Below are 24,032 nucleotides of genomic sequence, written 5' to 3'. Positions count from 1 at the left end.
AGGGAGTAGCCCCCGTTCACGATGTGGCGCACATCACAGCGGGCGCGGGCATCAACGTGCCGCCGGTTCTCCGCGGCACTCACGGGCAACCGAAAGCGGTCTCCGCCCGGTTGAGGCGGGCGTGGGCACTTTGAGCGACGCAGGAGCACGCCGTCGGCCGGCAGGCCGCCACGGTGCCGGGCCTGCCGCCGCGTACGGAACGCGCGGCAACGCCCCGGCCGGCGAAGGGGAGTGAGGGACATGCACACCACAGCCGATGAGCCGTGGAGCGAGGCGGAGCGGGCCGTACGGCTCCTCCTGAGGAACACCGTGCCGCGGCCGGCCGTGCCCGCCGACCGGCTGGCCCGGGTCGCGCTGCGGGTCCGGCGGCGCAGGCGGCACCGCTACGCGGCGATCGGCACGGCCGCCGCGGCCGCCGCCGTGCTGGCCCTCGCCGCCGTCGTACCGGGGCTGCGGTCGCCGCAGGGCGTAGCGGACCGGGGCGTGACGCCGGCGGGGCGGCCCTCGGCCCAGGCCTCGCCCTCTGCCACCGCCTCTGCCTCTGCCTCTGCCTCTGCCTCTGCCTCTGCCTCTGCGGCCGGCGACGCCGGGCTGACGGCTGTCCGGCTGCCGCAACTGTCCGGGCTGACCCTGCGCGTGCCGCACGGCTGGCACGCCCTGGAGGTCACCGACCCGCACGGGAATCTGGTCGGCTACATCTCCTCGCAGCCCCTGAGCACACCGGCGCACGCCGCCTGCACCGGCACGGCGGACGAAGTGCTCGCCGGCTGCGCGCCCTTGCCGTCACTGCACGAGGGAGGCGTCCTGATGGCCTTCCGGAGCGACGCGCCGGGCGGTGCGAGCGACGCGGTGCCGCTCCGGATGGGAGGCGCCACCCCCGCCGGGAAGGGCTGCCGCGTGCTGCTGGGCAGCGTGGGGACCGCAGGCTGGGGCCACGGCCGCTCGGCCCCCTCCGGCAAGCCCTTCGAGGTGCGGATCTCCGTCTGCCTGCGCGGTCCCTCGGACGGCACACTCGCGGTGGTCACCAAGGCCCTTGAATCGGCGTTTCCCCGCACCACCGGCTGAGCCCCGCGCCGCTCGGACCGGCGGCGGTGGGCGGTGGGCAGTGGGCGGTGGGCTCAGGAGGGCGCGCCGGTGAGGACCTGCACCTTCCCGGTGTCGAGCGAGTAGTACGCGCCGACCACGGCGAGGTCGCCCTTCTTCACCAGGGGGGCGAGGTCGCGATTCGCCCGCAGACGGTCCGCGGTGGTCTTGATCTGGGCGCGGGTCATCTTCTCGACCGGGTCGGAACCGCCCTCCTTGACCGCCTGTTCGTACGCGGGACGCAGGGCCAGGGAGATCGCCTCCAGGTTGCCGGGCAGCGCCTCGCCTCCGCGCATCGCCTTGTACGCGGCCTCGATGGCACCGCACCGCTGGTGGCCGAGGACGACGACCAGCGGGGTGCCGCTCGTCATCGGCCCGTACTCGACGGAACCGGTGACCACGGGTCCGACCGCCTGGCCGCCGGTCCGCATCACGTACAGGTCGCCGAGGCCGGTGTCGAAGAGCAGCTCGGGCGGCACGCGGGAGTCGATGCACGACAGGACCGCCCCGAAGGGTTCCTGCTTCATGGCGACGAACTCCCGCCGGTCGGGATCCCGGTCGGGGTGCTCGAGGTTTCCGTTCACCCAGCGCTTGTTGCCGTCCATCAGCCGCTGGAAGGCCGCGGACGGCGTGGCCGGCCGCGACTGCCCCGGCGCGGACGTCATCGCGCTCGGCGCGATGGTCTTCGACGAGCACGCCGAGAGCGCGCCTGCGGCGACCACGAGGCCCCCGGCGAGCAGCGTCCTGCGCTGCGGGTGTCCTGCGCTGTCCATCGGTTGTTCCCCTCACTGCCGCCGAGTCCGTCGGAACGTCTTGACCACGGCGAATCCTCGGCCCGGCACGGTCGATCCGGCGGCAGGCACCGACAGACGCGCGCGCCATTAACACCGACGGCCCACGCCTGGAACGGCGGTGGCCGGCGGTGCGGCGATCGGTGAGGGGGTCAGGTGCCGGTGAGGGCCGCCTGGCCGCGGTCGGCGCGCAGGGGGCCGGCGCTGGACGGGCGGACGTCGAAGTCGAACATGGCGGTCGGCAGGTAGAGGGAGCAGCAGGCGTTGGGGATGTCGACGATGCCGCTGATGCGTCCCTCGATGGGGGCGGAGCCGAGCAACAGGTAGGCCTGCTCGCCGCTGTAGCCGAAGCGCTTGAGGTACTCGACGGCGTTGAGGCACGCGCGGCGGTACGCCATCGTCGCGTCGAGGTAGTAGTTGGTGTCGGTGTCCTGGTCGACGGAGATCCCGATGAAGGTCAGGAAGTCCGAGTAGCGCGGCTCGACGTTGCCGGGCATGAAGACGGGGTTGGTGGAGATGCCGTACGTCTCCATCCCGCCCTTGATCAGGTCGACGTGGAAGTCGACGAAACCGCCCATCTCGATGGCGCCGCAGAAGGTGATCTCCCCGTCGCCCTGGCTGAAGTGCAGGTCGCCGCCGGAGAGCTTGGCGTCCTTCACGTGCACGGGGTAGAAGACCCGCGAGCCGCGCGTGAAGTTCTTGATGTCGTGGTTGCCGCCGTTCTCACGGGCCGGCACCGTACGGGCGCCTTCCGCCGCGATGCGTGCTGCGAGGCTGCCGGTGGCCGTGCCGGCGAGGGCGTTGGCGGCGTCCGGCGGGACGGCGAGCGGCGGGACCCGGCCGGGGTCGGTGTCGATCAGCGCCTGCTCGCGGGCGTTCCACCGGGCGAGCAGTTCGGCGGAGGGCGCGGTGCCGAAGAGTCCGGGGTGGGTGATGCCGGTGAAGCGGATACCGGGCAGGTGCCGGGAGACCGCCTGCTGGCCGTGGAAGTCCCACACGGCCTTGTAGGCGTCCGGGAAGTAGTCGGTCAGGAAGCCGCCGCCGTTGGCCTTGGCGAAGATGCCGGTGTACCCCCAGCCCTGGCCCGCCGCGTCCCCGGTCTGCTGCGGTACGGGGCCGAGGTCGAGGATGTCGACGACGAGCAGGTCGCCGGGCTCCGCGCCCTCGACGCCGATCGGGCCGCTGAGCATGTGGGGGATGGTCAGGTCGATGTCGCGGACGTCGTTGGCGGAGTCGTTGTTGCCGATCTGGCAGTCGGTCCAGTCGCGGCACTCCATCCGGAACTCGGAGCCGGGCTTCACCATGGCGGCGTTCGGGACGTCGGGGTGCCACCTGTTGTGTCCTGGCGTGGCCTGCTCCCGCATCGACTTGGTCTGGTCGACGCTGAAAACTACGTCGGGCATGACTGCCCCTCCTCGTCTTTCCTCAGATCCATTCGGGTCCGGTCAGGACCCCTCAGGGGCCGGTCAGGACGCCTCGCGGGCGATCCGGGCCGCCTGTCGTGACTTCCGGGTGAGCGGCCACAGCGCGCCGAACACCACGACGGCGAACGCGCCCAGGGCGATGGCGATCTCCGTGGTGTGCTTCCAGTAGCCGGACAGCAGCAGCGCCGCGGGAATCACTCCGGTGATCCAGCCCTCGATGGCCGTAACCCAGCCCACATAGGAGGTGAGTTCCGTCCTCCGGAGACCGAACAGCAGGAAGAACAGGCCCCACAGGAATGACCAGTACAGCCAGATCACCCCGAACGGGTAGTCCTTCAGCAGGTGGAAATTGGCGAACGAGTACCCCAGGGCCACCACTGCGACGAACAGCGAGTAGTAGCCGACGCAGATGTTGTCCATGCCGGCGAGCAGGACGATGCCCACGTAGAGGTAGGTGAATCCGAACAGATAGATGCCGGACGCCGAAAGAATCTTGTCCGGGTCATTGCCTGCCGTGAAGATGAGATAGGTCGGGGTGAGGACCTGCAGTGCGCCGATGAAGAGGTTGAACACCGCCGCGGACCTGGGGTCGGCTTTTCCCAGCAGCAGCAGACCGTTCATGAACAGGACCGCACCGACGAAGAGCAGTCCCACGTTGGCCACGGGGACGCACCTCCCAGGTACGTGTGAGGACGGGACTTCGCCCCGGCGAGGGGCGTGGGGCCGGGCCCGTCCCACCGGCAGTGCGGTGGGACGGCTCAGGGCCTGGGCAGCCGCGAGAGCGCGGGGTGCGGAGCCGGCTCCGGCCGGCTGCGCGGGCGGGACGGCACGGCGGACACGACGTCCGGGGCCTCGCGGGACCGCTCCGCCCGTTCCCTGAGGGAACGGACCGACGGTGGCGTCGCGGCGAGCGACGGCGCGGAGAAGACGCGCCGCGCGGGGCCCGCGCACGCGGGGCAGCCGTGACCGTCGGGCGCGGTGCCGATCGCGCGTCTGACCTCGAAAGGACCGCAGTGCTCGCAGAAGTATTCATAGGTCGCCATGCAGCTGCCTCCGTGAAACGGCGCACTTCGGCCGACCTCGGCGTCGCCCATTCCGCGACGACCACCGGGGAACGATCCCTCATTCCAGGAGACGTCACGGCAACATCGTTGTCAAGGTGACTCATGAGGATTCTGCGACGCCCTGTGCCCTCATTTTCCGGGACTTACGGCCCTGTTCACGGCGGTCCGGCACCGCTCCGCGTGACCACCTCCGCACATTCCGCAGTCCCCCGCACCGAGCGCCGCGTTCCCTGCGCTTCGCAGCCTTGTGAGGCGATTCACTGAGCTTTTCCTGGACGCGTACCACCCGCGGATTTAGCGTCGATATCCGGCCGCCTTTCCCGAGAAATGCGGTGACAACGGCGTGCAGATCACCGATGAGCGCCGGAAAGGTGGAGACGTGACGATGGACGCCGTGTGGGTCCGGGGCGTGACGGGAATTCAGCTGCACCACGTGACCGACCTCCAGGACGCCGGCCGGTTCCTCGGCAACGCCGCGATGGCACTGCGGGCGGCCCATGTACGGACCGGGGCGGACGACTACGCGGGCATCGCCGGCGAGCTCAAGGCCCTGGTGACGCGTGTGCGGGAGCTCGAGGAAGAGGCCCGCTCCGCGATGCGTGAGCTCCACGCCACCGACCCGGAGCGGTTCGCCCGCTGCCGCGAGGGGCACGAGCCGTGGCCCGGCGAGATCCAGGCCGGCTTCATCCCCCGCCACACCTGCCGTGACGAGTGCCTCTACCACGACCACGGCGTGCTGGCGGCGATCACCCAGTGCACCTGCGGCCGGCCGCCCTGCCAGGCCTGCGAGATCGGCGGGCAGCCCACGCCCAACTGACCCCCTGCCGAAGGCCCCGACCCAGTCCCGGTCGGGGCCTTCGCCGTGCCGCCGCGCGCGAGCGGCACGGGCCGGCCGGTACCGGCCCGGCGCTCAGCGCGCCTCGTCGGCCTCGGACTTCCGCCACGCGCTCACACCGAGCTTCCCGGTCGTGCCGAGGTCGAGTTCCGGCGTCACGACGACGGGGCTTGCGCCGGGCCTGGCGTGGACCCGCACGTAGGGGGCGTTGACGGAAGTGCCGTCCGTGACGGTGTTGCGCCAGGTCAGACCCGACGAAGCGGTCTCGCCCGGCTGGAGGGTCAGGGGGCGGGGCGGGGCGTCGAAGGCCGCGCCGACGGAGCCTGAGCTGCCGCGCAGGATGCTGATGCCGGTGACGGGCCGGTGAAGGGCGTCGAGGATCTGGAGCTGCGGGTACCCGTCAAGGTGGTAGGGGGCGGTCGAGCAGTTCTCCAAGTGCAGCCCCACGACGCGCAGGCCCATGGCGGCGTCGCCCTTGTCGGCGGTGACCCGCACTCCTGAGGGCGGGCAGGGGCCGGCCGGCACGGGCGCCTCGTCCGCCGGGACGCTCCTGACCTTGAGGACCCGGACGTGCGAGGGGAGGCCGCCACCCGGGCCCGCACCGGCGGCGGCGAGATCCACCGGCCGCTTCACGGTGCGGCCGGGAGCGACCGCAGGGACGGTCTGCTCCGTGTTCGTCATCACCGCTCCGGAGTCGGAGACGAACGAGAGGGTGACGGTGTAGGCGAACGCCTCCGGCTCGTGGTTGGTGATCCGGATCGCCGGGGCGCAGGCCGGCGACGCCACGTCCGATCCGACGATGCCGACGCCGCCCGTCCCCTCGTCCCCTGCCGTGGCCGTCCCGGCAGCGGCGGACGGTACGGGTCCGCAGGACGGCCCCGCCGCCCGTGGGCCGTCGCCGCCAACTCCCTCCGTTCCGCACGCCGCGAGGACCAGGACGCCCGCGAGCACGGCGGGCACGGTGAAGGAGGCGAGAGGGAGGGTGCGCATCGGGCCAGCCCATCAGGGCGGACGCCGTACCGGCCGTGGCGGAGGCCACAGTTCCGGTAACACCCTCGTCACAGAACGGCCGTGCCGGCGCGCGTCAGCGGGCGGCGGCGCTGTCGATCCAGGCGACGACGGCGCCCACCGTGGCGTCGTCGAGGCTCCGGGCGAGAGCGCGGACCGCGGAGCTGTCGCCGGGGAGCGGGGGGACGCCCGCCGCGATCAGGGCCGCGTGGAGGTCGACCCAGCGGGCGTCGACGGCGGAGAGGGCGGGGGCGATGTCGTGCGACCGCAGCGGAGTATCGAGAAGGCTCATGGTGTTTCCCCTCGGATCCCGGACGGAATCGACCGGACTTGCCGTACACGACTGCCGCCGGGGAAGCGCCGGTTGCGTCCTCGGGCCCGGCTTCACCCGTCCGGCCCAGGAATCGCGGTCAGCGGGCGGATTCCTCGTACCGCGGGAGCCGGCGCCGCATCTTCGGGTACGGCGTCGCCGCGAGGACCGGCCGGCCGTCGCGGACGGCGCTCGCCGTGCCGACCGCGGCGTCGATCGCGGAGCGGTACGGCAGCGAACCGGTGCCGACGCGGCGGATGCCCAGCGCGCCCGGGGCGGCGAGGGAGAAGTCCGGCACCACGAGGGCGTCGACCGGGACCGGGACCACCGCGGCAAGCCGCCGCAGCTCCGCGGCATCGGTCGCGCCGGGCACGAAGACGCCGTCGGCGCCCGCCTCGACGTACGCCGTCGCGCACCGCAACGTCCCGGCGAGGCGGGCGTCCTGGCCCCGTCAGTACGTATCCACACGGGCAACCGCGGAGGACACCCAGGAGTCATGGCCGTCGGCGCCGCCGTCCTGCCGGCCCGGCTGGACGTCCGCCCGCGCGCCGTCGCGGCCCTCGCCGGGCTGGTCCGCGCGGGCGGTGTCCGCGCCGCCGTCGCGCTGCCCGGACTACTGCCGGGCACGCGGGCGACCGCCCTCGCGCAGCGCCGGCTCACCGCGGCGGACGCCTCCTGCACCAGCGTCGACGTCGGTACCGACGGGACCACCGCACGCCGGCTGACCGCCGTCGCGGACGTCATGGGTCTGCGTGGAGCAATGGGGAGGCAAAACCCGCCGCGGCGTTGAACCTGGCGCACCGTGAGGTCGTACAGCACCGTAGAAGCGGCGGTCCAGCACTCCGGCCCGCCACGCCGTCAGCGGGGCCTCGCACGGAAGGACCTTCGGGTTGTCGCTTTTCACGCGCTCTCAACAGCCGCCGGGTACGGGCAAGGACGTGCCGCCGGGCACAGCCGGCGTTCCCGAGGACACCGCCCCCGCGGAACCCGGCACCGCCGCGGCCGGGACCGGCGGCACGGAGCCCGCCGAAGCCGGCGAGGCCCGGGCCGAGGACGCCGGCACCGGCACCGAGCCCCCCGAGGCCGCCACCGCCACCGAACCCGCCGACACCACCCGCGAGCCCGACACGGCCGAGGAGGCCGGTACCAGTACCGGTGCCGGCATCACCACCGCGCTTCCCGGGGACAAGGCCCGGCGCGGGTGGCGGGGGCGGTATCCGGGGGCGCCGCGGGGCGTGGCGATGGTGACGACCGCACTGGCCGCCGTGCTCGTGCTGGGTACCGTGCTGCTGCCGGACGCGCTGAACAAGCTGACGGTCGCGCAGTTCGTACGGATCCCGGCGGAGGCCCTCATCGGCGCGGGACTGGCGCTGCTGCTCCCGCCGCGGCCGCGGCGGATCGCCGCCATCACGGGCGGCATCGTCCTCGGCCTCCTGACCGTCCTGAAATTCATCGACATGGGCTTCTACTCGGTGCTCAACCGCCGCTTCGACCCGGTGCTGGACTGGATCCTGGTCAACGACGGCGAGGAGTACCTGAAGGAAACCTCCGGCCAGGCACTGGCCATCGCCGCCCTCATCGGGGCGGTGCTGCTGGTGGTGGTCCTGGTCGTCCTGATGGTTCTGGCCGTCGTACGGATGAGCAACGTCATCACCCGGCACAGCGACGTGGCCACCCGCACCACGCTGGTGCTGGGAACGCTGTGGATCGCGCTGGCGGCATTCGGCGTGCGGATCGCCGGCGAACCGCTCGCCGCCAAGGTCACGGCCGACGATGCGGCAGTCCATGTCGAGCAGGTGCGGGCGAGCCTGGCGGACGGGGAGAAGTTCGCGAAGGAGGCGGCCGTCGACCCGTTCGCGAACGTACCGCCGGACCAGTTGCTGAGCGGGCTGCGCGGCAAGGACGTCATCTTCGCCTTCGTGGAGAGCTACGGCCGCAGCGCGGTCGAGTCTCCGGAGATGGCGCCCCAGGTGAACGCGATGCTCGCGGACGGGACGCGCCGGCTTCAGGCGGCCGGTTTCTCCTCGCGAAGCGCGTTCCTCACCTCGCCGACGTTCGGCGGCGGGAGCTGGCTCGCGCACTCGACGTTCCTGTCGGGGCTGTGGATCGACAACCAGCAGCGCTACCGCACCGTCACCTCCAGCGACCGGCTCACCCTCACCGGCGCCTTCCAACGCGCGGACGCCTGGCGCACGGTGGGCATCATGCCGGGCGTCACCCGGTCCTGGCCCGAGGGGAAGTTCTACGGACTGGACAACGTCTACGACTCCCAGCACCTCGGCTACAAGGGCCCCAACTTCAGCTGGTCGCCGGTGCCGGACCAGTACAGCCTGGAAGCGTTCCAGCGGCTGGAGCACGGCAAGAAGCACGACAAGCCGCTGATGAGCGAGATCATCATGGTCTCCAGCCACCGCCCCTGGGCGCCGATCCCGCGGACGATCGGCTGGGACGAGCTCGGCGACGGCTCGGTCTTCAACGCCATCAACAAGGAGGGCAAGAACCCCGGCGACGTCTGGAAGAGCCCGCACTCGGTGCGCCAGGAGTACGCCCGGTCCATCGAGTACACGGTGAGCAACCTGGTGTCATGGGTGGAGCGGTACGGCAACGACAACACGGTGCTGGTCTTCCTCGGCGACCATCAGCCCGCCCCCGTCGTCAGCGGGGACAACGCCGGCCACGACGTGCCGATCGCCATCGTCGCCCACGACAAGGACGTCCTCGACCGCATGTCGGGCTGGGGCTGGCAGGACGGTCTCCAGCCGCACCCGGACGCGCCGGTCTGGCGCATGGACACCTTCCGCAACCGTTTCCTGAGCACGTACGGGGCGAAGACCGCGCCGTAGCGCGGCCTTCGCGGGACGGACCGGACTCAGCCGCCGAGGGACCGGGTGATCTGCTGGACGTTGTTCCAGCTGTTGTCGCCCGGGCCATCGTACGTGTTGGCGCTGTTCGGTGAACCGATGACGTTGTTGGGGTTGCCGCTGTTGTTCGTGGTCCCGTTGATCGTGACGTTCTGGCTGTTGTGCAGATTTCCGCTGTTCACAGGGCCGTTGGCGCAGATCCGGGTGTTCGGTGTGCAGCGGGCACGGATGTCGGTGGGCGTGGCGGCGAGCGCCGGTGCGCCGGCGCACAGCAGTAGGGTCCCGGCGCCGGTGGTCACCAGGGCGTATCGCACGGCTCGTGTCATCGCAGACCTCTCGATCCTCACGCCCCCCGTGGGCGGAATCAGCACATGCGCCACCATTGTCCGACGGACCTCCGCGCCCGACCACCCGGCGCCTGCGGGCTAGCGGCCGCGGCCGCCCTTCCCCCGGATGACCTGAGTGGAGTTGGAGCTGTCCACGGCATCGCCGCTGACCTCGTTGTTGGAGCCGGTGGAGCCGTTGGAGCTCGACAGGTTGCCGCTGTTGTTGGGGTTGCCGCGGTTGACGAAATTCCCGCTGTTGCGGCTGTTGCCGCTGCGGATCGGCCCGTTCACGCAGGTCACGGGACCGTGGTAGGTGAAGCCGATCAGCGGCCCGCAGACCACGTTGGGTCCCGCCTGGAGCACCGTGCCGACGTCCGCGCCCGCGACCGCGTGCAGCAGCGACTGATCCGGGTGGACCCCCTGGGCGGCGGCCTCCCCGGGCGCGGTACCCAGCACACCGAGGGCCCCCGCGACGACGACTCCCACTTGGGCGATCCTCTTCACCGTTCCCCGTATCCCTCGACCGCGCGGCCCCTGCACCGGCGTCCCCGTCGTACGACCCCGACACCGCGGTTATACACCGCTTGTCCCACCTCGTCCGGCGGTTCGCCGCCCGCTCCAGGGCCCCCGCCCCCACCCCGCCGCGGTTTTCCCCCGAACGGCCCAATCCCTCCCCCGGCCGGCGGCTCGCACGAGGCTGTTACCGTCCCCCGGTGTTCTCCTTGACGAGCCGGCCCTCTTCACCCGGCTGCGGGACACCCGGCGGGTGCTCGTAGCCGGAGCGGGCGGCGGATTCGACGTGTACGCGGGGCTTCCCCTGGCGCCGGCGCTGCGCCCGGCAGGCAAGGACGTGACGCTGGCGAACCTGTCGTTCGCGGACCTGTACGGCCTGGACGCGGACGTGTGGGTGGAGCCCGGCGTGGCCGCGATCCGCCCGACACCGTGGCGCGCGGCACGTACTTCCCGGAACGCACCCTGGCGCGGTGGCTGGAGCTGCACGGGATGCCGTCCACGGTGTACGCGCTGGAACGGACGGGCGTGGAGCCGCTGCGCGCGGCCTACCGCGCGCTGATCGAGCACGTGGGCGGGGTCGACGCGATCGTGCCGGCCGACGGCGGCACCGACATCCTGATGCGGGGCGACGAGAACGGCCTGGGCACCCCCGAGGAGGACATGGCGAGCCTCGGCACCGTCCACGGGCTGACCGGCGTGGCCGAACGCCTCGTGGTCTGCCTGGGCTTCGGCGTGGACGCGTACCACGGCGTCAACCAGGCCCTGGTGCTGGAGAACCTGGCCGCCCCCGAGCAGGACGGTGCCTGTCTCGGGGCGTTCTCTCGCTGCCGCGCGACAGCCGAGAAGGAGCGCTCTACCTGGACGCGGTCGCCCACGCGCAGGCCGCGACGCCCGACCACCCGAGCATCGTCAACGGCTCCGTGGCGGCCGCCGTGCGGGGCGGGTTCGGGAACGTCCGCTTCACCGAACGCACCCGGAACAGCGAGTTGTTCGTCAATCCGCTGATGGCGCTGTACATCTGCGTGGCCGCGGTGGGCCTGGCCCGGCGCAACCTCTATCCGGACCGGCTGGAAGGCACGCAGCTCACCCGGCAGATCAGCTCGGTCATCGAGGAGTTCCGCGACGGCCTTCCGCGTCAGCGCCCGCCCCGGACGTTTCCGCACTGACCGGCAGCCGCAGGGTGAAGACGGAGCCGGCGCCGAGTGTGCTCTCGACGGTGACCGTGCCTGCGTGGGCGTGCACGAGGTTGCGGACGATGGCGAGGCCGAGGCCGCTGCCCCCGGTGCTGCGGCTGCGGGACTTCTCGGCGCGCCAGAAGCGGTCGAAGACGTGCGGCAGGTCCTCGGAGCGGATGCCGGCGCCGGTGTCGGCGACCGCGACGAGGACGGTGCCGCCGGTGCGCCGGGCGCGCAGGGTGACGGCGCCGCCGGCCGGGGTGTGGCGGACGGCGTTGGAGACCAGATTGCCGACCGCCTGACGCAGCCGGACCGGGTCGGCGTGCAGGTCGCCGAGGTCGTCCGCGGTGTCCGCGGTGTCCACGGCGAGAACGACCCCGGCCTTGTCCGCGCGGCCGCGGTGCGCGCCGGCGACCTGGCGCAGCAGGTCGGCGAGGTCCACCGGGCCCTTGTGGAGCCGCAGTTCACCGGCGTCGGCGGCGGCGAGGTCCTGGAGGTCGTCCACGACGTGCTGGAGCAGCAGCGCCTCCTCCAGCAGCGAGGAGATCAGCGGCCGGTCGGCGGGGACGATGCCGTCCTCGGCGGCCTCCAGCCAGCCGCGGATCGTGCTGAGCGGGGTCCGCAGCTCATGGGCCACGTCGCCGACCATGGCCGTGCGCAGCCGCTCCAGTTCGGCCCGGCGCCGGGACATGTCGTTGAAGACCTCCGCGAGCCGGCTGATCTCGTCGCGGCCGGTGACCGCCACCCGCACGGAGACGTCACCGTCCTTGAACCGCCGGGCCGCCCCGGTCAGCGCCCGCAACGGCCGCACGAGGCGCAGGCCCAGGACGACGGTGACGGCGACGGTGAGCAGCAGGACGCCCCCGACGACGCCCGCGATCCGCACCCGGTTCGGCGCGGACAGGTCGAAGGGGGAGGAGGGGACGGCGGCCTCCGGGTCGGGGGCGCCGACGAAGAGCAGCGCGGGCGGGGCGACGTACGGGGTGAGCTGTTCACGGCGGGCGGTGGCCAGGCACTGCGCCTGCGTGCGCCGGGCCGCCGCGCTGCGCGAACCGGTGGTCGTCCAGGTCAGGTCGAGGGCGAGGTGCACGGGCGGGGCGTCGCGGCGGGCGAGGCAGGTGTCCACCAGGGCGTTGAGCCGGGCGAGCGCGCGGGCCTCGGTGGCCGTGGGGCGGTCCAGGGCGGACACCTCGCAGCGGGTGCCGGTAGGCGGCAGGGCGAGGTAGGTCTGGAGCCGCGGCCGCCCGCTGGGCATGGTGGTGACGGTGGCGTCGATGCCGAGGACGTCGTGCAGGCAGCCCGCCTGCCGCTGGGCCAGTGCCCTCAGGTGGTCGCGTTCCGCGCGGGGCAGCCGGAACGGACCGACGGCGCGCGGGTCGATGCGGTCGGAGTCGCCCGCGCCGGGCACGAAGACGGAGTCGACCGCGAGGGGGTCCACGGTCGCCGAGGCCCGGTCCGGCAGCGGCACGGAACGGGCACCGGAGGAGGCCGCGGAACCGGCGGATTCGGCGGGGTCTGCGGGGTCTGCGGGGTCGGAGGAGCCCGCGGATTCGGCGGAGTCGGCGAACGGCCGCCGGTTCTGGTCGGTGAGGGCGATGCGGTGACCGGTCTCCCGGGCCAGCCGGTCGACCAGCGGCTGCGCGCCGTGCCAGTCGTCCTGGCCCGCCGCGAGGCCCAGCAGCGCGTCGTAGATCCGGGCGTCGTCGGCGAAGACCTGGCCCTGCTCCTGGTGGATCGCCCGCGCGGTGGTGCGCACGGCCAGCCAGGCGGTCGCGCCGATCGAGCAGACGGATATCAGCACGGACAGGACGAGCAGCCGCAGGACCAGGCTGCCGCGCCGGCCCGGCCGGCTCACACGTCCCCCGCGAGCTTGTAGCCCACGCCGTAGACGGTGAGCAGGCGCACCGGGCGGGCGGGGTCGGGCTCGATCTTGCGGCGCAGGTTCATCACATGGGTGTCCACCGTGCGCACGGTGAAGTAGCGGCCGGTGCCGTGCAGCTGGGCCAGTATCTGCTCACGGGTGAAGACCCGTCCCGGCTGCTCCGCGAGCGTCTCCAGCAGCCGGAACTCCCCCGGTGTGCAGTCCACAGGCTCGCCGTCGCAGCTCACCTCGTGGCGTACCGGGTCGATGGCCAGACCGCCCACGGTCAGTACGGGGTCGGGGCGGGGGGCCGCGGCCGGCGCGGGGCGGGCCCGCCGCAGCAGGGTCCGCACCCGGGCGACCAGTTCCCGCGGGCTGTAGGGCTTGGCCATGTAGTCGTCGGCGCCCAGGTCCAGGCCGAGCAGGAGGTCGTCCTCGGTGCAGCGGGCGGTCAGCATGAGCACCGGCAGGTCGGACTCGCGGCGCAGGATGCGGCAGACGTCGAGGCCGTCGACCTTGGGCATCAGCACGTCCAGGACGAGCAGATGCGGCGGGTCGCGGCGCAGTTCCTCCAGCGCGGCCCGGCCGTCGTGGACGACCGTCACCGTGTGGCCCTCGTGCTCCAGGTAGAGGCGGACCAGCTGGGCCTGCTTGGTGTCGTCCTCTGCGACGAGGATGCGTGCGCTCATGCCGGGAGTATAGGTATGACAAATGACGCGTTTCCCTGGCCGAAGGCCCTTCCGGGACGGGACCAAGGGACCGCGAACGCTTCCTGACAGGTTCCCCACATTCGCCGCCCACGATGGGGCGGCATGACCCGTTCACGCATCGCCCGCTCCTTGGGGGCCGCCGCCGTACTCGCCGCCGCGGTGCTGCTCGCCGGCTGCGGAGGCTCCCCCTCACCGGCCGACGACACCACCGCGAAGGACGACGTCGCCTCCCTGCCGACACCGTCCGCCCCCGCCACCGGGACGACCTCCTCCTCGGCCGCCACCCCCACCACAAACCCGAACGACCAGGGCCGGCCGCAGCTCCGCCTCGACATGACCGACGCAGAGACACAGGTCTACTGGCAGGGCTACTGGAAGTGCCTGAAGGAGCACGGGCACAAGATGATCCTCGGCCGCGGCCCCTACTCCGTCGACCAGAACGACAACAGCCCCACCGCCAAAGCCGCCGAAAAAGCCTGCGCCGGGAAGATGCCGCAGCAGCCGCCCGAGACCGAGCGGGAGACCAACCCGCACTTCGACGAGGACTACCGCGACTACGTCGCCTGCCTCAACGACGGGGGCCTGCACGTCACGGCGCTGCCGGGCAACACCGGCTGGACGTTCAACGACAGCCACCGCGGCATGAGCGACGAGAAGATGGCAGACCTCGACCTGAGCTGCAAGGTGAAGTCCTTCGGCGGCGGCAATGGCTGAGCACCGCCTCCACGTGCGCCGCCGGCGCCGCTTCACGGTGGCCCTGGCGGTCCTGCTGACCACCGGCACGGCCGGGGCGGGCACCGTCGCCTGGAACGCGCGGTCCGGCAGTCACGAGACCGCGCCCGAGGACCCGGTCCGCGTCCACACGGCCAAGGTGGCCAGGGCCGACCTCTCGACCCGGCGCACGATGCCCGGCTCCCTCGGCTACGGCCGGCCGCTGCCCCTGCGCGGCAAGGGCGCGGGCATGGTCACCCGGCTGCCCTCCCCCGGTACGCGGGCGGCTCGCGGCAAGCCCCTGTACTGGGTGGACGACCAGCCCGTCACGGTCTTCTTCGGCGACACCCCGTTCTTCCGCGCGCTGGACAAGCCGGGTCTGCACGGCCGTGACGTCACCATGCTGGCCGACAACCTCAGGGCCCTGGGGTACGACACCGGGGACACCGGCTGGTCGTCCCGCGGCGCGGGCGGCGGGGACGAGTTCACCCCCGCCCTGAGCGCCGCGCTCAAGCGGTGGCAGCGCGACACCGGCCGGGAGGCGACCGGCACCCTCCCACTCGGCCGCGCCGTGGTCCTGCCGGGGCCCGTACGGGTGAACACGGTCACCGCCGTCCTGGGGGACCCCGTGGAGGGGGACCTGCTGACGTACACCTCGACGGCCAAGTCGGTGTCGGTCACCGTGGACGCCACCGACGTGGGCAGCGTCCACACCGGTCAGGCCGTCACCGTCACGCTGCCCGACAACCAGGAGATCCCGGCCACGGTCACCGTGGTCGCCCGCGCCGTCCAGGGCGGCTCCTCGGAGGAGGATCAGGCGCAGGCCGGACCGCCCACGGTCGCCGTCACCGTCGTGCCGCGGCGGGCCGCGGACGTGCAGGCGCTGGACTCGGCCTCCGTGCAGGTCCTGTTCACCAGCACAGAACGCAAGGGCGTCCTCACCGTCCCCGTCACCGCGCTCGTCGCGCTCCGCGAGGGCGGGTACGCGGTGCAGCGGCCCGGGGGCGCCCTGGTCGCGGTGGAGACCGGGATGTTCTCCGACGGCGTGGTGGAGATCAGCGGAACGGGCGTGACCGAGGGCATGACCGTGGTGACGGCCTCATGAGCCGGCCCCCTGCCGCGCCGGTCCTCGTCGTGCACGAGGTGAGCAAGGCCTACCCCGGCGGCGTCACGGCGCTGGACCAGGTGTCGCTCACCGTCGGGGAGGGCGAACTGCTGGCCATCCTGGGCCCGTCCGGGTCCGGCAAGTCCACGCTGCTGCACATCATGGGCACCCTCGACCGGCCGACCTCCGGCACCGTCGAGATCGCCGGGCACGCCGTCTCCGGGCTGGACGACGGGCGGCTGTCCGCGCTGCGCGCCCGGCTGCTCGGCTTCGTCTTCCAGCACTTCCACCTCACCGACGGCCTCGACGCGACGGAGAACGTCGCCACCGGCCTGCTGTACGGGGGCGTGCCGCGCCGGCTGCGGCGCCCGCGCGCCGAGGAGGCACTGGCCCGGGTGGGCCTGGCGCACCGCACCCGCCATCTGCCGCACCAGCTGTCCGGCGGCGAACGGCAGCGGGTCGCCATCGCCCGCGCCCTGGTCAACGAGCCCGCGCTGGTGCTCGCCGACGAGCCGACCGGGGCACTGGACAGCACCAACGGGCAGGCCGTGCTGGACCTGCTGACCGCACTCAACCGGGAGGGCACCACCATCGCGGTCATCACCCACGACCGGGACATCGCCGCCCGGCTGCCACGCCGGGTCGAACTGCGCGACGGCCGGGTGTCCTCCGACACCACCCGCACCCCCGCCGGGAGCCCCGCATGAACCAGCGCATCAGGCTCGCCCCCCTCGACGTCCTGCGGCTGGGCCTGCTGGGTCTGCGCACCCGCAGGACGCGCGCCGCACTGTCCGCGCTGGGCATCGCGATCGGCATCGCGACGCTCGTCGTGGTCACCGGCATCCCCGCCTCCAGCCAGCGGGCGCTGATGGACGAACTGTCCGCGCTCGGCACCAACATGCTGCGCGCGCAGCCCCCGCCGTCGGGCGGCGGGACGCAAGCGCTGCTCCCCGAGGCCGCCGACGCCATGGCCGCCCGCATCGGACCCGTCACCAGCGCGACCGCGGTCGCCAACACCCATACGACGGTGCGGCGTTCCGATCTGGCCGATCCCAACGACTCGATCGGCATGAGCGTCCTGGCCGCCAGGACCAACCTGCTGGGCACGATCGGCGGCAGCGTACGGTCGGGCCGGTTCCTCACCCCCGCCACCGAGCACTTCCCCACCGCCGTCCTGGGACAGCGCGCCGCGTCCCGGCTGGGCTTCGACCGGATCGTCCCGGGCAGCGAGCCACTGGTGTCCATCGACGGACACGCGTTCACCGTGATCGGCCTGCTGCGGCCGATGCCGCTCACCCCCGAACTGGACACCTCCGTCCTGGTCGGCTGGGACGCGGCCCGCGACACGCTCGGCTTCGACGGCCATCCCACGGTGATCTACGTGAGGGCGGCCGAGTCGCGGATCGAGGCGGTACGCGACGTACTGCCCGCGACCGTCAACCCCGAACTGCCGGGCCTGGTGCAGGTCAGCCGCCCCTCGGACGCGCTGGCCGCCAAGCGCGCCACGCAGCACACCTTCTCGGCCCTCTTCCTGGGCCTGGCGGGGGTCGCCCTGCTGGTCGGTGGGATCGGCGTGGCGAACACCATGGTGGTCTCGGTGCTGGAGCGGCGCCGGGAGATCGGGCTGCGACGGGCCCTGGGCGCCAACCGCCGCCAGATCCGCGGGCAGTTCCTCGCGGAGTCCGTCGCGCTGTCGGTCCTGGGCGGGCTGACCGGCACCGTGCTGGGCGCGGCGGCGACGGCCGGATACGCGCTCTCCCGGTCGTGGCCGCCGGTCCTGCCGCCGCTCGCCCTCGCCGCGGGCGTGCTCGGCGCGGTCGTCGTGGGCGCGGCCGCGGGCGTCTACCCCGCGGTCCGCGCCTCGCGGCTGCCCCCGACGGAGGCCCTGGCGGCGGTGTGACGCGCCCCGGGGGCGGGCGGTGGTGCCCCGCCCCCGGGGCAGGGGGCGGGATATCGTCGGGCCGAGGCGAGAGGAATCCGACATGCCCTCCTACACCATCGGCCAGGCGGCCCGGCTGCTCGGCGTCAGCCCCGACACCGCGCGCCGGTGGGCCGACGCCGGCCGGGTCGCCACGCACCGCGACGAGGGCGGCCGCCGGCTCATCGACGGCCGCGACCTCGCCGCGTTCTCGGTGGAGCTCGCCCGCACCGGGGGGGGCGGCGAGGACGAGGTGCCGCACACCTCGGTCCGCAACGCCTTCCCCGGCATCGTCATCGCCGTGAAGCTCGGCGACGTCGCGGCCCAGGTGGAGATCCAGGCCGGCCCGCACCGGCTGGTCTCCCTGCTCACCCGGGAGGCCGTGGAGGAACTCGGCCTGGAGGTCGGCATGGAGGCCACCGCCCGCGTGAAGTCCACCAACGTGCACATCGACACGGTCTGACGGCCCCGCCGGCCCCCGCCGGACCTGTCAGGACGCGCTGCCCGCCGACGCGGAGGTCGAGCAGGAGTGCGCGCCGGTCCGGGCTTCGCCCTGCGGCGGGACGCGAGGAGGGGTAAAGAGGTAGAAGGGGGAGAAAGAGGGGACACCCGGGGAAGAGGGTGATGCTGATGTGCCGGTGGCTGGCCTACTCGGGCACCCCGATGCTGCTCGACAACATTCTGTACAAGCCCCAGCACTCTCTGATCGACCAGAGCCTGCACTCCCGCATGGGTGTCGAGACGACCAACGGCGACGGCTTCGGCATCGGCTGGTACTCCTCCGGACTGGAGACCCCGGCGATCATCCGCGACACCGGCCCGGCCTGGAACAACCGCAATCTGCGGGAGATCGCGCACCACGTCACCTCGCCGACCTTCTTCGCCCATGTGCGGGCCTCCACGGGCTCCGCGATCCAGCAGACCAACTGCCACCCCTTCCGACTGGGCCGCTGGCTGTGGATGCACAACGGCGCGATCACCGACTTCCACCGGCTGCGCCGCGACCTGTCGCTCGCCATCGATCCCGTGCTGTTCTCCCGCTTGGAAGGGTCCACCGACTCCGAGGTGATGTTCCTGCTCGCCCTCAGCTTCGGCCTGGACCAGGACGCGCCGACCGCCGTCGCACGCATGGTGGGCCTGGTGGAAGGGATCGGCCACGAGCACGGGGTGGAGTTCCCGATGCAGATGACCGTGGCCGTGACCGACGGCGAACGTCTGTGGGCGTTCCGCTACTCCAGCGAGGGCGCATCGCGCTCGCTGTTCTTCAGCAGCCGCGTGAAGTCCCTGGAGGAACTGCACCCCGACCTGTGGTGGCTGCAGGACGTCTCCCCGTCGACCCGGCTGGTGGTCTCCGAGCCCTTGGGCGACCTGCCGGACGCCTGGCAGGAGATGCCGGAGAGCACGTACGGCGTCGTACAGCCGGGCCGCGACGAACTGCTGCCCTTCACCCCGCTGCCGGTCGACCCGCGCGACACGGCGCTTGTATGAAGGCAGGCGCCCCGCACCGGACACCGGGCCGTACGGGCTGACCTGGCATGCCCGGGCGGTGCCGCGGCCGTCCGGTCACTCCCCGCCGCGGGCGGCGGTCGCCGCGGCGACCATTTCGGTGACGGCGGTCTCCGCCGTGAACTTGTCGATGCCGAGGGAGGTGAGGGGGCCGGTGCCGTCCTCGAGTTCGAGGAGGGCGAGCAGGATGTGCTCGGTGCCGACGTAGTTGTGGCCGAGGCGCAGGGCCTGGCGGAAGGTGAGTTCGAGGGCCTTGCGGGAGCGGAGGTCATAGGGGACGACCTCGGGGACCTGGCCTGCGGCGGGGGGCAGGGCGGCGGCGAGGTGTTCGCGGACGGCGGGGAGGGCGTGGCCCTGCGCGGTGAAGACGCGGGCGGCGATGCCCTCCGGTTCGGCGAGCAGGCCGAGGGCGAGGTGTTCGGGGGCCACCTCGGTGTTGCCGGCGGTACGGGCCTCGGTGTGGGCCGCCATGACGGTGTTGCGCGCGCGGGGGGTGAAGCGGCTGAAGCCCTGACTGGGGTCGAGGTCGGGGACGAAGCGCTTCTGGGCGGCCTGCTTGGTGACGCCCATGCTCTTGCCGATGTCGGTCCAGGAGGCGCCGGAACGGCGGGCCTGGTCGACGAAGTGGCCGATGAGGTGGTCGGCGACCTCTCCGAGGTGTTCCGCGGCGAGGACCGCGTCGGAGAGCTGGTCGAGCGCGTCGGGGTGGGTCTTCTTGATGGCCTCGATCAGGTCGTCGAGCCGAATGGGTTGCGTCATGCGTCAACGGTAGGTTGACGCATGGAGAATCGTCAACCCGAAGTTGACGATGGGATTCGGGAGCGCCGAACCGCGACGCGGCCGGGGTTCATGAGCCGTCCTGGCCGCGAGGCCGGAGGAGCGCCATGTCGTCGTCCGAGAGCCGGATCGCGCCGGCGGCGACGTTCGCGACGAGGTGATCCGGATCGCCGGTCCCCGCGATGGCCGGCACGTGCGGCCCCTGCCGAAGCGTCCACACCGGACGGATCTGCGCCGCCGACGCACGGTGCGCGCGGGCGACCGCGCGCACCGCCTCGCTGTCGGCGGGACGCGCGCCCGCCTCCCGCCCGGCACCGCCGAACGCCGCGTGGAGCCGATCGCCCCGGACGGTCCGGTCCGGGTTCGGCACGACGCCGCCGAATCCGGACATGTCGTGGCGGAACATCAACCGGAGGCGCTCCACCAGCGGGCGGTCGCCCGCGTCGGCGAGGCGTCCACACAGGTCCGGCATGAATCTCCTGTCCGGGAAGGGGTCCGCAGCGGGGGGCCCGCGCGGCATGAAAAAAGCCTCCCCGGCGGATCGGAATCCGCAGCGAGAAGGCTTGAACAACGGCCAGCAGTCCACCAAGTGCCGCGTGCGGCCCGCCTCAGGGCGCGGTGAACAGCGAGGGGAAGTTCGGCGCGAGCCACGGCCTGCGCCCCCAGGCGAGGATCTTGCCGCGGGCCACGGCGCCGGTCGCGGTGCGGCGGCCGAGCGCGATGAGCAGGAACGTCACGGGCTCGGCGAGGATCGTCACATCGGGGCGGCCCGGGAGTTCCGGCGTGACCCGCGCCGCACCGTCGGTGAAGGTGACGGCGAAGCGCGAACCGCCGCGGACCCGCAGGTCGTAGCAGGCGGAGTGGCCGGCGGCCGCGGCGCTGAGGACGCGGGGCATCGCGGCCATGACGAACGGCACGGTCGCCTCCACGGCCGCCGCGTCGATCATGTGCGGGCGGCGCAGCGCGGCGGCGATGTCCCAGCCGTGGCCGAGCATGTGCGCCACCAGGTACGACCCGAGGGTGGCCAGGTCCATCGGGCCGAGCGGGGTGACGACGGGCTGCCCGGCCGGGCGGACGGCCGCGGCGTCGGCGAACGCCCCGGCGTGGCGCACGATGCCCTCGGCCAGCACCGTCGGGTCGCGCTCGGTGAACGCCTCCAGCGAGGCCGCGTTGGCGGCCGCGAGGCTGCCGGGGGTGCCGTCGCCGTAGGGCCTCTCGTGGCCCTGCGCGAGCTCCGCCATCAGCTCGTTGGCCAGCATCAGGTGCGCCGCCGCCTCGCCCACGGTCCACCGCGCCCCGGGGATGCGTACGGCAGGGTCCGCACCGGCGCGGAGCAGTTCGGCGATCCGCCCGGCGGTGGCGTGGACGGCTGCGGTGACCTGCGGTGCGGCGGATGTCATGGAGGAGAAGGGTGGCCGAGGCGGGTACGTCTGTAAAGGCCCGTGACGCGCTCCGGACCCGAACCCCGCCCTGGTGAGGGGCGCGGGCCGGGTCCGGAGGGCCGGGATCCGGGAGGGGTCAGACCAGTCGCCTGCGGCCCCGGACGACGATGACCGCGACGACGACGGCGGTGAGGCCGAACAGGATGCCCGCACCGAGCCACTGCATCGACGACAGCTGCGAGATCGGCAGGTAATCGGTGGACCAGCCGACCACGTCCGCCTTGCGCAGGCAGACCTCGACGGCCTTCTCGTTCGCCTCGTGGGCGCACGTGCCCCAGCCCATCAGCTTGCCCGAGCCGGTCACGTAGTTGGAGTCGATCTCGTACGCGCCGGCGGGCAGCGCGGGCTGATCGCCCGGCAGACCCGCGGCGTGGTGGGTGGTCGCGGTGATCGTGGAGCCCAGGTTCATCCGGGACAGGCTCCAGGCGACCTCCACGGCGATCGAGACGAAGAAGGTCACCACCATCGCCGTCAGCGTGCGCCGCGCCAGCATGCCGACGAGGACGCCGAGGGCGACGAGGAAGACGGTGAGCGCCACCGCGACCGGACCGGTGGTGTTGAAGTAAATGCCGTCCGTCCAGGGCGCCTGGCTCTTCACGGGAGCCCACCACCAGGTGTACGCGGCCGAGATCAGCGCCATGCCGGCCACCAGGAGGACCCCGGTGATGACGAGCTTGGTGCCGATCCACCGCACCCGGCTCACGGACTGCGCGGCGACCAGTTTCGCGGTGCCGCTCTCCAGGTCGGGGGCGAGCAGCGGGGCGCCGACGAAGACAGCGAGGAGCACGGGGACGCAGCTGAGCGCCAGGCCCGCCTGGGCCAGCTGCTGGGAGTAGGCGTTGAAGCCCTGGACCCACTCGTCGCCCTTCAGGTGGGGCCAGCCGTACTGCGCGAGGTAGTCCGTCAGCCGGGACCGCTGCCACGCGACACCGGCCAGGCAGGCCAGGGTGAGGGCGACCAGGGTCCAGTACGCGGCGCGGTGCTGCCGCCACACCAGCCAGGTCATGCCGCTCAGGTGGGGGCGGCGCGGGCTCTTCGCGGCCGGGGCCGCGGCGGTGCTCCTGGGGTCGGTCACGGTGCTCATGCCGCCACCGCCACCCGGGCCGTGGGGCTGATCAGCGCGGGCGCCCCGGGGTTGCGCAGGTACGCGAGCAGGAGTTCCTCCAGGTTCGGGGTGTCGGTCTGCCACGGGGCACCGACCGGACCGTCGGGGCGTATGAGGGCGGTGAACTGCCGCCCGTTGACCCGGGACTCGACGAACGTGTGCCGCTCCAGGCCGGCCGGCAGGCCAGAACCGCCCTCGGCGACGCCGGTCAGCAGGGCGTGCGCGGACAGCAGTTCGTCCACATCGCCGGCGAGACGGAGCCCGCCGCCCGCGATGACCATGAGGTAGTCGCAGATGCTGCCCAGCTCGGCGAGCATGTGCGAGGACATCAGGACGGTCGTGCCGTGCTCGGCGACCTCGGCCATCAGCAGGCTCATCATCTCGTGGCGCACCAGCGGGTCCAGGTCGGACAGCGGCTCGTCCAGCAGCAGCAGGTCGGGGCGCTTGCCGAACGCGACGGCGAAGGCGACACGGGTGCGCTGGCCGCCCGACAGGGTGCCGACCCGCGCGTTCAGCGGCACATTCCCCGCGCGCACGATGCCCTCGGCGGCGGCCTGGTCCCAGCCCGGGTTCAGCTCGCGGCCCATGCGCAGCGTCTCGGCCACGGTGAAGCGCCGGTACAGCGGCTTCTCCTGGGCGAGGAACGCGATCCGGCGACCGGCCTCCGCCGACTCGGGGGCCGCGCCGAACACGCGCAGCGTGCCGGCGGTCGGCGCCAGCAGATTGGCGACGATGCTCATCAGCGTCGTCTTGCCCGCTCCGTTGGGCCCCACCAGACCGCAGATCCGGCCGGCCGGCAGCCGGAAGGAGCAGTCCTGGAGCGCCCAGCCGCGCCGGTACTGCTTCCCGACGCCGAAGGCCTCGATCGCCGACTCCTCCGGTGGTCCCGGAAGATCCATGCCGTCACTCATCCGTGCTTCCCGCTTTCCGTGTTCCCGTGCGTTTCCGCGCCCGCGGCGGCCGCCAGGGGATCGGCGTACCGCTGCTCCAGTACCGATGTGACCAGGGCGGTCACGTCGTCCCGCTCCAGGCCCGCGGCACGGGCCCTGAGCATCCACGCGTCCAGCTCGCCGCGCAGCGGCGAGTCAGGCCCGGCCTGCGGGCGGGCCAGCGACCGGCGGACGAACGTCCCCAGACCCGGCCGGGGCTCGACGAGCCCCTCCCGCTCCAGCTCGCGATAGGCCTTCAGCGTCGTGTTGGGGTTGACCGCGCTGTGCTCCGCGACCTCTTTGGCGGTCGGCAGCCGGTCCCCGGGCACCAGCACACCGAGCCGCAGCGCCTGCTTGGTCTGCTGGACGATCTGCTGGTAGGCGGCGACGCCGCTCCGCCGGTCGATGCGGAACTCCACGTTCCCAGCACCACCATTCCACTACTTGATTAGTGGAACGATGATGCGCCGGGGCTCGCGACGGTGTCAAGCACGGACCCGGGAACCGGTCCGGACCCACAAAAAAGAGCGCCCCCCGGCAGTGGCACTGCCGGGGGCACTCTTCACGGGCTCTCGCGT

Annotated in this window: 26 protein-coding genes and 2 pseudogenes; 11 read left to right on the top strand and 17 right to left on the bottom strand. The window is 72.8% G+C overall.

Annotated elements, in window-relative coordinates:
* The first annotated feature begins 240 nt into the window (after nucleotides 1-240).
* Nucleotides 241-1,065, top strand: a complete 825-nt coding sequence (locus RV983_RS19460; protein WP_475987036.1) for a hypothetical protein — start codon at nucleotides 241-243, stop codon at nucleotides 1,063-1,065.
* Nucleotides 1,066-1,118: 53 nt separating this feature from the next.
* On the opposite strand, the gene RV983_RS19455 is transcribed toward RV983_RS19460, so the two are convergent.
* From RV983_RS19455 to RV983_RS19440, 4 genes are all read right to left on the bottom strand, one after another.
* Nucleotides 1,119-1,856: a carbonic anhydrase gene (locus RV983_RS19455; RefSeq protein WP_475987035.1), complete on the bottom strand. Its 738-nt coding sequence runs from the start codon at nucleotides 1,854-1,856 to the stop codon at nucleotides 1,119-1,121.
* A gap of 170 nt (nucleotides 1,857-2,026) precedes the next feature.
* On the bottom strand, nucleotides 2,027-3,277 hold the full coding sequence (fmdA, locus tag RV983_RS19450; RefSeq protein ID WP_475987034.1) for a formamidase: 1,251 nt from the start codon (nucleotides 3,275-3,277) through the stop codon (nucleotides 2,027-2,029).
* A 63-nt stretch (nucleotides 3,278-3,340) separates the two neighbouring features.
* Nucleotides 3,341-3,961: an AmiS/UreI family transporter gene (locus tag RV983_RS19445; RefSeq protein WP_475987033.1), complete on the bottom strand. Its 621-nt coding sequence runs from the start codon at nucleotides 3,959-3,961 to the stop codon at nucleotides 3,341-3,343.
* A gap of 95 nt (nucleotides 3,962-4,056) precedes the next feature.
* Nucleotides 4,057-4,341, bottom strand: a complete 285-nt coding sequence (locus tag RV983_RS19440) for an FmdB family zinc ribbon protein (RefSeq protein WP_475987032.1) — start codon at nucleotides 4,339-4,341, stop codon at nucleotides 4,057-4,059.
* Between the two features lie 406 nt (nucleotides 4,342-4,747).
* Between RV983_RS19440 and RV983_RS19435 the strand changes: the two genes are divergently transcribed.
* Entirely contained in the window at nucleotides 4,748-5,179 is a 432-nt protein-coding gene (locus RV983_RS19435) for a hypothetical protein (protein WP_475990379.1), read from the top strand.
* Between the two features lie 93 nt (nucleotides 5,180-5,272).
* On the opposite strand, the gene RV983_RS19430 is transcribed toward RV983_RS19435, so the two are convergent.
* The 3 genes and pseudogenes from RV983_RS19430 to RV983_RS19420 all read right to left on the bottom strand — a co-directional run.
* Nucleotides 5,273-6,187 (bottom strand): DUF4232 domain-containing protein, encoded by a 915-nt coding sequence (locus RV983_RS19430; RefSeq protein WP_475987031.1) that lies wholly within the window; start codon nucleotides 6,185-6,187, stop codon nucleotides 5,273-5,275.
* Between the two features lie 94 nt (nucleotides 6,188-6,281).
* The gene (locus RV983_RS19425; protein ID WP_475987030.1) at nucleotides 6,282-6,497 is read right to left on the bottom strand and encodes a hypothetical protein; all 216 of its coding nucleotides are present in this window, start codon (nucleotides 6,495-6,497) and stop codon (nucleotides 6,282-6,284) included.
* 118 nt (nucleotides 6,498-6,615) lie between these two features.
* Nucleotides 6,616-6,948 (bottom strand): annotated as a pseudogene (locus tag RV983_RS19420) (isocitrate lyase/phosphoenolpyruvate mutase family protein); the annotation flags it as partial.
* Nucleotides 6,949-7,011: 63 nt separating this feature from the next.
* Between RV983_RS19420 and RV983_RS19415 the strand changes: the two are divergent.
* Nucleotides 7,012-7,305, top strand: coding sequence for a hypothetical protein (locus tag RV983_RS19415; protein ID WP_475987029.1), 294 nt, complete (start codon nucleotides 7,012-7,014; stop codon nucleotides 7,303-7,305).
* Between the two features lie 100 nt (nucleotides 7,306-7,405).
* Nucleotides 7,406-9,358, top strand: coding sequence for an alkaline phosphatase family protein (locus RV983_RS19410; protein WP_475987028.1), 1,953 nt, complete (start codon nucleotides 7,406-7,408; stop codon nucleotides 9,356-9,358).
* 26 nt (nucleotides 9,359-9,384) lie between these two features.
* Here RV983_RS19410 and RV983_RS19405 read toward each other — a convergent pair whose 3' ends face one another.
* Together RV983_RS19405 and RV983_RS19400 are read right to left on the bottom strand one after the other, a co-directional pair.
* Nucleotides 9,385-9,702: a hypothetical protein gene (locus RV983_RS19405; protein WP_475987027.1), complete on the bottom strand. Its 318-nt coding sequence runs from the start codon at nucleotides 9,700-9,702 to the stop codon at nucleotides 9,385-9,387.
* Nucleotides 9,703-9,801: 99 nt separating this feature from the next.
* Entirely contained in the window at nucleotides 9,802-10,206 is a 405-nt protein-coding gene (locus RV983_RS19400; protein ID WP_475987026.1) for a hypothetical protein, read from the bottom strand.
* A gap of 262 nt (nucleotides 10,207-10,468) precedes the next feature.
* Between RV983_RS19400 and RV983_RS19395 the strand changes: the two are divergent.
* Nucleotides 10,469-11,381: pseudogene (locus tag RV983_RS19395) on the top strand (DUF1152 domain-containing protein).
* On the opposite strand, the gene RV983_RS19390 reads toward RV983_RS19395, so the two are convergent.
* Together RV983_RS19390 and RV983_RS19385 are read right to left on the bottom strand one after the other, a co-directional pair.
* Nucleotides 11,320-13,245, bottom strand: a complete 1,926-nt coding sequence (locus RV983_RS19390; protein WP_475987025.1) for a sensor histidine kinase — start codon at nucleotides 13,243-13,245, stop codon at nucleotides 11,320-11,322. The pseudogene RV983_RS19395 and the gene RV983_RS19390 overlap by 62 nt on opposite strands.
* On the bottom strand, nucleotides 13,242-13,940 hold the full coding sequence (locus RV983_RS19385) for a response regulator transcription factor (RefSeq protein ID WP_475987024.1): 699 nt from the start codon (nucleotides 13,938-13,940) through the stop codon (nucleotides 13,242-13,244). The genes RV983_RS19390 and RV983_RS19385 overlap by 4 nt, the downstream gene beginning before the upstream one ends.
* A 123-nt stretch (nucleotides 13,941-14,063) precedes the next feature.
* Between RV983_RS19385 and RV983_RS19380 the strand changes: the two genes are divergently transcribed.
* The 6 genes from RV983_RS19380 to RV983_RS19355 all read left to right on the top strand — a co-directional run bounded on the left by RV983_RS19380 (nucleotide 14,064) and on the right by RV983_RS19355 (nucleotide 19,183).
* Nucleotides 14,064-14,675, top strand: a complete 612-nt coding sequence (locus RV983_RS19380) for a hypothetical protein (protein ID WP_475987023.1) — start codon at nucleotides 14,064-14,066, stop codon at nucleotides 14,673-14,675.
* Nucleotides 14,668-15,777: a hypothetical protein gene (locus RV983_RS19375; protein WP_475987022.1), complete on the top strand. Its 1,110-nt coding sequence runs from the start codon at nucleotides 14,668-14,670 to the stop codon at nucleotides 15,775-15,777. The genes RV983_RS19380 and RV983_RS19375 overlap by 8 nt, the downstream gene beginning before the upstream one ends.
* Complete coding sequence (locus RV983_RS19370; protein ID WP_475987021.1) at nucleotides 15,774-16,484, top strand: ABC transporter ATP-binding protein; 711 nt, start codon at nucleotides 15,774-15,776, stop codon at nucleotides 16,482-16,484. The genes RV983_RS19375 and RV983_RS19370 overlap by 4 nt, the downstream gene beginning before the upstream one ends.
* Nucleotides 16,481-17,677, top strand: a complete 1,197-nt coding sequence (locus RV983_RS19365; protein ID WP_475987020.1) for an ABC transporter permease — start codon at nucleotides 16,481-16,483, stop codon at nucleotides 17,675-17,677. The genes RV983_RS19370 and RV983_RS19365 overlap by 4 nt, the downstream gene beginning before the upstream one ends.
* Nucleotides 17,678-17,759: 82 nt before the next feature.
* On the top strand, nucleotides 17,760-18,158 hold the full coding sequence (locus tag RV983_RS19360; RefSeq protein ID WP_475987019.1) for a TOBE domain-containing protein: 399 nt from the start codon (nucleotides 17,760-17,762) through the stop codon (nucleotides 18,156-18,158).
* Between the two features lie 167 nt (nucleotides 18,159-18,325).
* Entirely contained in the window at nucleotides 18,326-19,183 is an 858-nt protein-coding gene (locus RV983_RS19355; protein WP_475987018.1) for a class II glutamine amidotransferase, read from the top strand.
* Nucleotides 19,184-19,258: 75 nt separating this feature from the next.
* On the opposite strand, the gene RV983_RS19350 is transcribed toward RV983_RS19355, so the two are convergent.
* The 6 genes from RV983_RS19350 to RV983_RS19325 all read right to left on the bottom strand — a co-directional run bounded on the left by RV983_RS19350 (nucleotide 19,259) and on the right by RV983_RS19325 (nucleotide 23,873).
* Nucleotides 19,259-19,960 carry a Clp protease N-terminal domain-containing protein gene (locus tag RV983_RS19350; RefSeq protein ID WP_475987017.1) on the bottom strand — a complete coding sequence of 234 codons (702 nt, stop codon included), beginning with the start codon at nucleotides 19,958-19,960 and terminating at the stop codon, nucleotides 19,259-19,261.
* Nucleotides 19,961-20,048: 88 nt separating this feature from the next.
* Nucleotides 20,049-20,450: a hypothetical protein gene (locus tag RV983_RS19345; RefSeq protein ID WP_475987016.1), complete on the bottom strand. Its 402-nt coding sequence runs from the start codon at nucleotides 20,448-20,450 to the stop codon at nucleotides 20,049-20,051.
* 136 nt (nucleotides 20,451-20,586) lie between these two features.
* Nucleotides 20,587-21,378: a maleylpyruvate isomerase family mycothiol-dependent enzyme gene (locus RV983_RS19340; RefSeq protein ID WP_475987015.1), complete on the bottom strand. Its 792-nt coding sequence runs from the start codon at nucleotides 21,376-21,378 to the stop codon at nucleotides 20,587-20,589.
* A 118-nt stretch (nucleotides 21,379-21,496) separates the two neighbouring features.
* Nucleotides 21,497-22,504 carry an ABC transporter permease gene (locus RV983_RS19335; protein WP_475987014.1) on the bottom strand — a complete coding sequence of 336 codons (1,008 nt, stop codon included), beginning with the start codon at nucleotides 22,502-22,504 and terminating at the stop codon, nucleotides 21,497-21,499.
* A complete protein-coding gene (locus RV983_RS19330; RefSeq protein ID WP_475987013.1) occupies nucleotides 22,501-23,436 on the bottom strand; it encodes an ATP-binding cassette domain-containing protein in 936 nt (311 codons plus the stop codon). The genes RV983_RS19335 and RV983_RS19330 overlap by 4 nt, the downstream gene beginning before the upstream one ends.
* Nucleotides 23,433-23,873 (bottom strand): GntR family transcriptional regulator, encoded by a 441-nt coding sequence (locus RV983_RS19325; RefSeq protein ID WP_475987012.1) that lies wholly within the window; start codon nucleotides 23,871-23,873, stop codon nucleotides 23,433-23,435. Before RV983_RS19325 ends, RV983_RS19330 begins: the two co-directional genes overlap by 4 nt.
* Between the last annotated feature and the right edge of the window lie 159 nt (nucleotides 23,874-24,032).

The sequence above is a fragment of the Streptomyces sp. RLA123 genome (assembly GCF_056270165.1).
Note: the sequence above shows the minus strand (reverse complement) of the source record. Positions and strands in the feature narration are given on the sequence as shown.

Excerpts from the sequence above, each read along its gene's own strand:
- RV983_RS19370 (WP_475987021.1), top strand. The coding sequence starts at position 15,774 with ATGAGCCGGCCCCCTGCCGCGCCGGTCCTCGTCGTGCACGAGGTGAGC.
- RV983_RS19330 (WP_475987013.1), bottom strand. The coding sequence starts at position 23,436 with ATGAGTGACGGCATGGATCTTCCGGGACCACCGGAGGAGTCGGCGATC.
- fmdA (WP_475987034.1), bottom strand. The coding sequence starts at position 3,277 with ATGCCCGACGTAGTTTTCAGCGTCGACCAGACCAAGTCGATGCGGGAG.
- RV983_RS19460 (WP_475987036.1), top strand. The coding sequence starts at position 241 with ATGCACACCACAGCCGATGAGCCGTGGAGCGAGGCGGAGCGGGCCGTA.
- RV983_RS19375 (WP_475987022.1), top strand. The coding sequence starts at position 14,668 with ATGGCTGAGCACCGCCTCCACGTGCGCCGCCGGCGCCGCTTCACGGTG.
- RV983_RS19365 (WP_475987020.1), top strand. The coding sequence starts at position 16,481 with ATGAACCAGCGCATCAGGCTCGCCCCCCTCGACGTCCTGCGGCTGGGC.
- RV983_RS19340 (WP_475987015.1), bottom strand. The coding sequence starts at position 21,378 with ATGACATCCGCCGCACCGCAGGTCACCGCAGCCGTCCACGCCACCGCC.
- RV983_RS19350 (WP_475987017.1), bottom strand. The coding sequence starts at position 19,960 with ATGACGCAACCCATTCGGCTCGACGACCTGATCGAGGCCATCAAGAAG.
- RV983_RS19425 (WP_475987030.1), bottom strand. The coding sequence starts at position 6,497 with ATGAGCCTTCTCGATACTCCGCTGCGGTCGCACGACATCGCCCCCGCC.
- RV983_RS19385 (WP_475987024.1), bottom strand. The coding sequence starts at position 13,940 with ATGAGCGCACGCATCCTCGTCGCAGAGGACGACACCAAGCAGGCCCAG.
- RV983_RS19380 (WP_475987023.1), top strand. The coding sequence starts at position 14,064 with ATGACCCGTTCACGCATCGCCCGCTCCTTGGGGGCCGCCGCCGTACTC.
- RV983_RS19405 (WP_475987027.1), bottom strand. The coding sequence starts at position 9,702 with ATGACACGAGCCGTGCGATACGCCCTGGTGACCACCGGCGCCGGGACC.
- RV983_RS19345 (WP_475987016.1), bottom strand. The coding sequence starts at position 20,450 with ATGCCGGACCTGTGTGGACGCCTCGCCGACGCGGGCGACCGCCCGCTG.
- RV983_RS19435 (WP_475990379.1), top strand. The coding sequence starts at position 4,748 with ATGGACGCCGTGTGGGTCCGGGGCGTGACGGGAATTCAGCTGCACCAC.
- RV983_RS19440 (WP_475987032.1), bottom strand. The coding sequence starts at position 4,341 with ATGGCGACCTATGAATACTTCTGCGAGCACTGCGGTCCTTTCGAGGTC.
- RV983_RS19430 (WP_475987031.1), bottom strand. The coding sequence starts at position 6,187 with ATGCGCACCCTCCCTCTCGCCTCCTTCACCGTGCCCGCCGTGCTCGCG.
- RV983_RS19415 (WP_475987029.1), top strand. The coding sequence starts at position 7,012 with ATGGCCGTCGGCGCCGCCGTCCTGCCGGCCCGGCTGGACGTCCGCCCG.
- RV983_RS19360 (WP_475987019.1), top strand. The coding sequence starts at position 17,760 with ATGCCCTCCTACACCATCGGCCAGGCGGCCCGGCTGCTCGGCGTCAGC.
- RV983_RS19355 (WP_475987018.1), top strand. The coding sequence starts at position 18,326 with ATGTGCCGGTGGCTGGCCTACTCGGGCACCCCGATGCTGCTCGACAAC.
- RV983_RS19455 (WP_475987035.1), bottom strand. The coding sequence starts at position 1,856 with ATGGACAGCGCAGGACACCCGCAGCGCAGGACGCTGCTCGCCGGGGGC.
- RV983_RS19335 (WP_475987014.1), bottom strand. The coding sequence starts at position 22,504 with ATGAGCACCGTGACCGACCCCAGGAGCACCGCCGCGGCCCCGGCCGCG.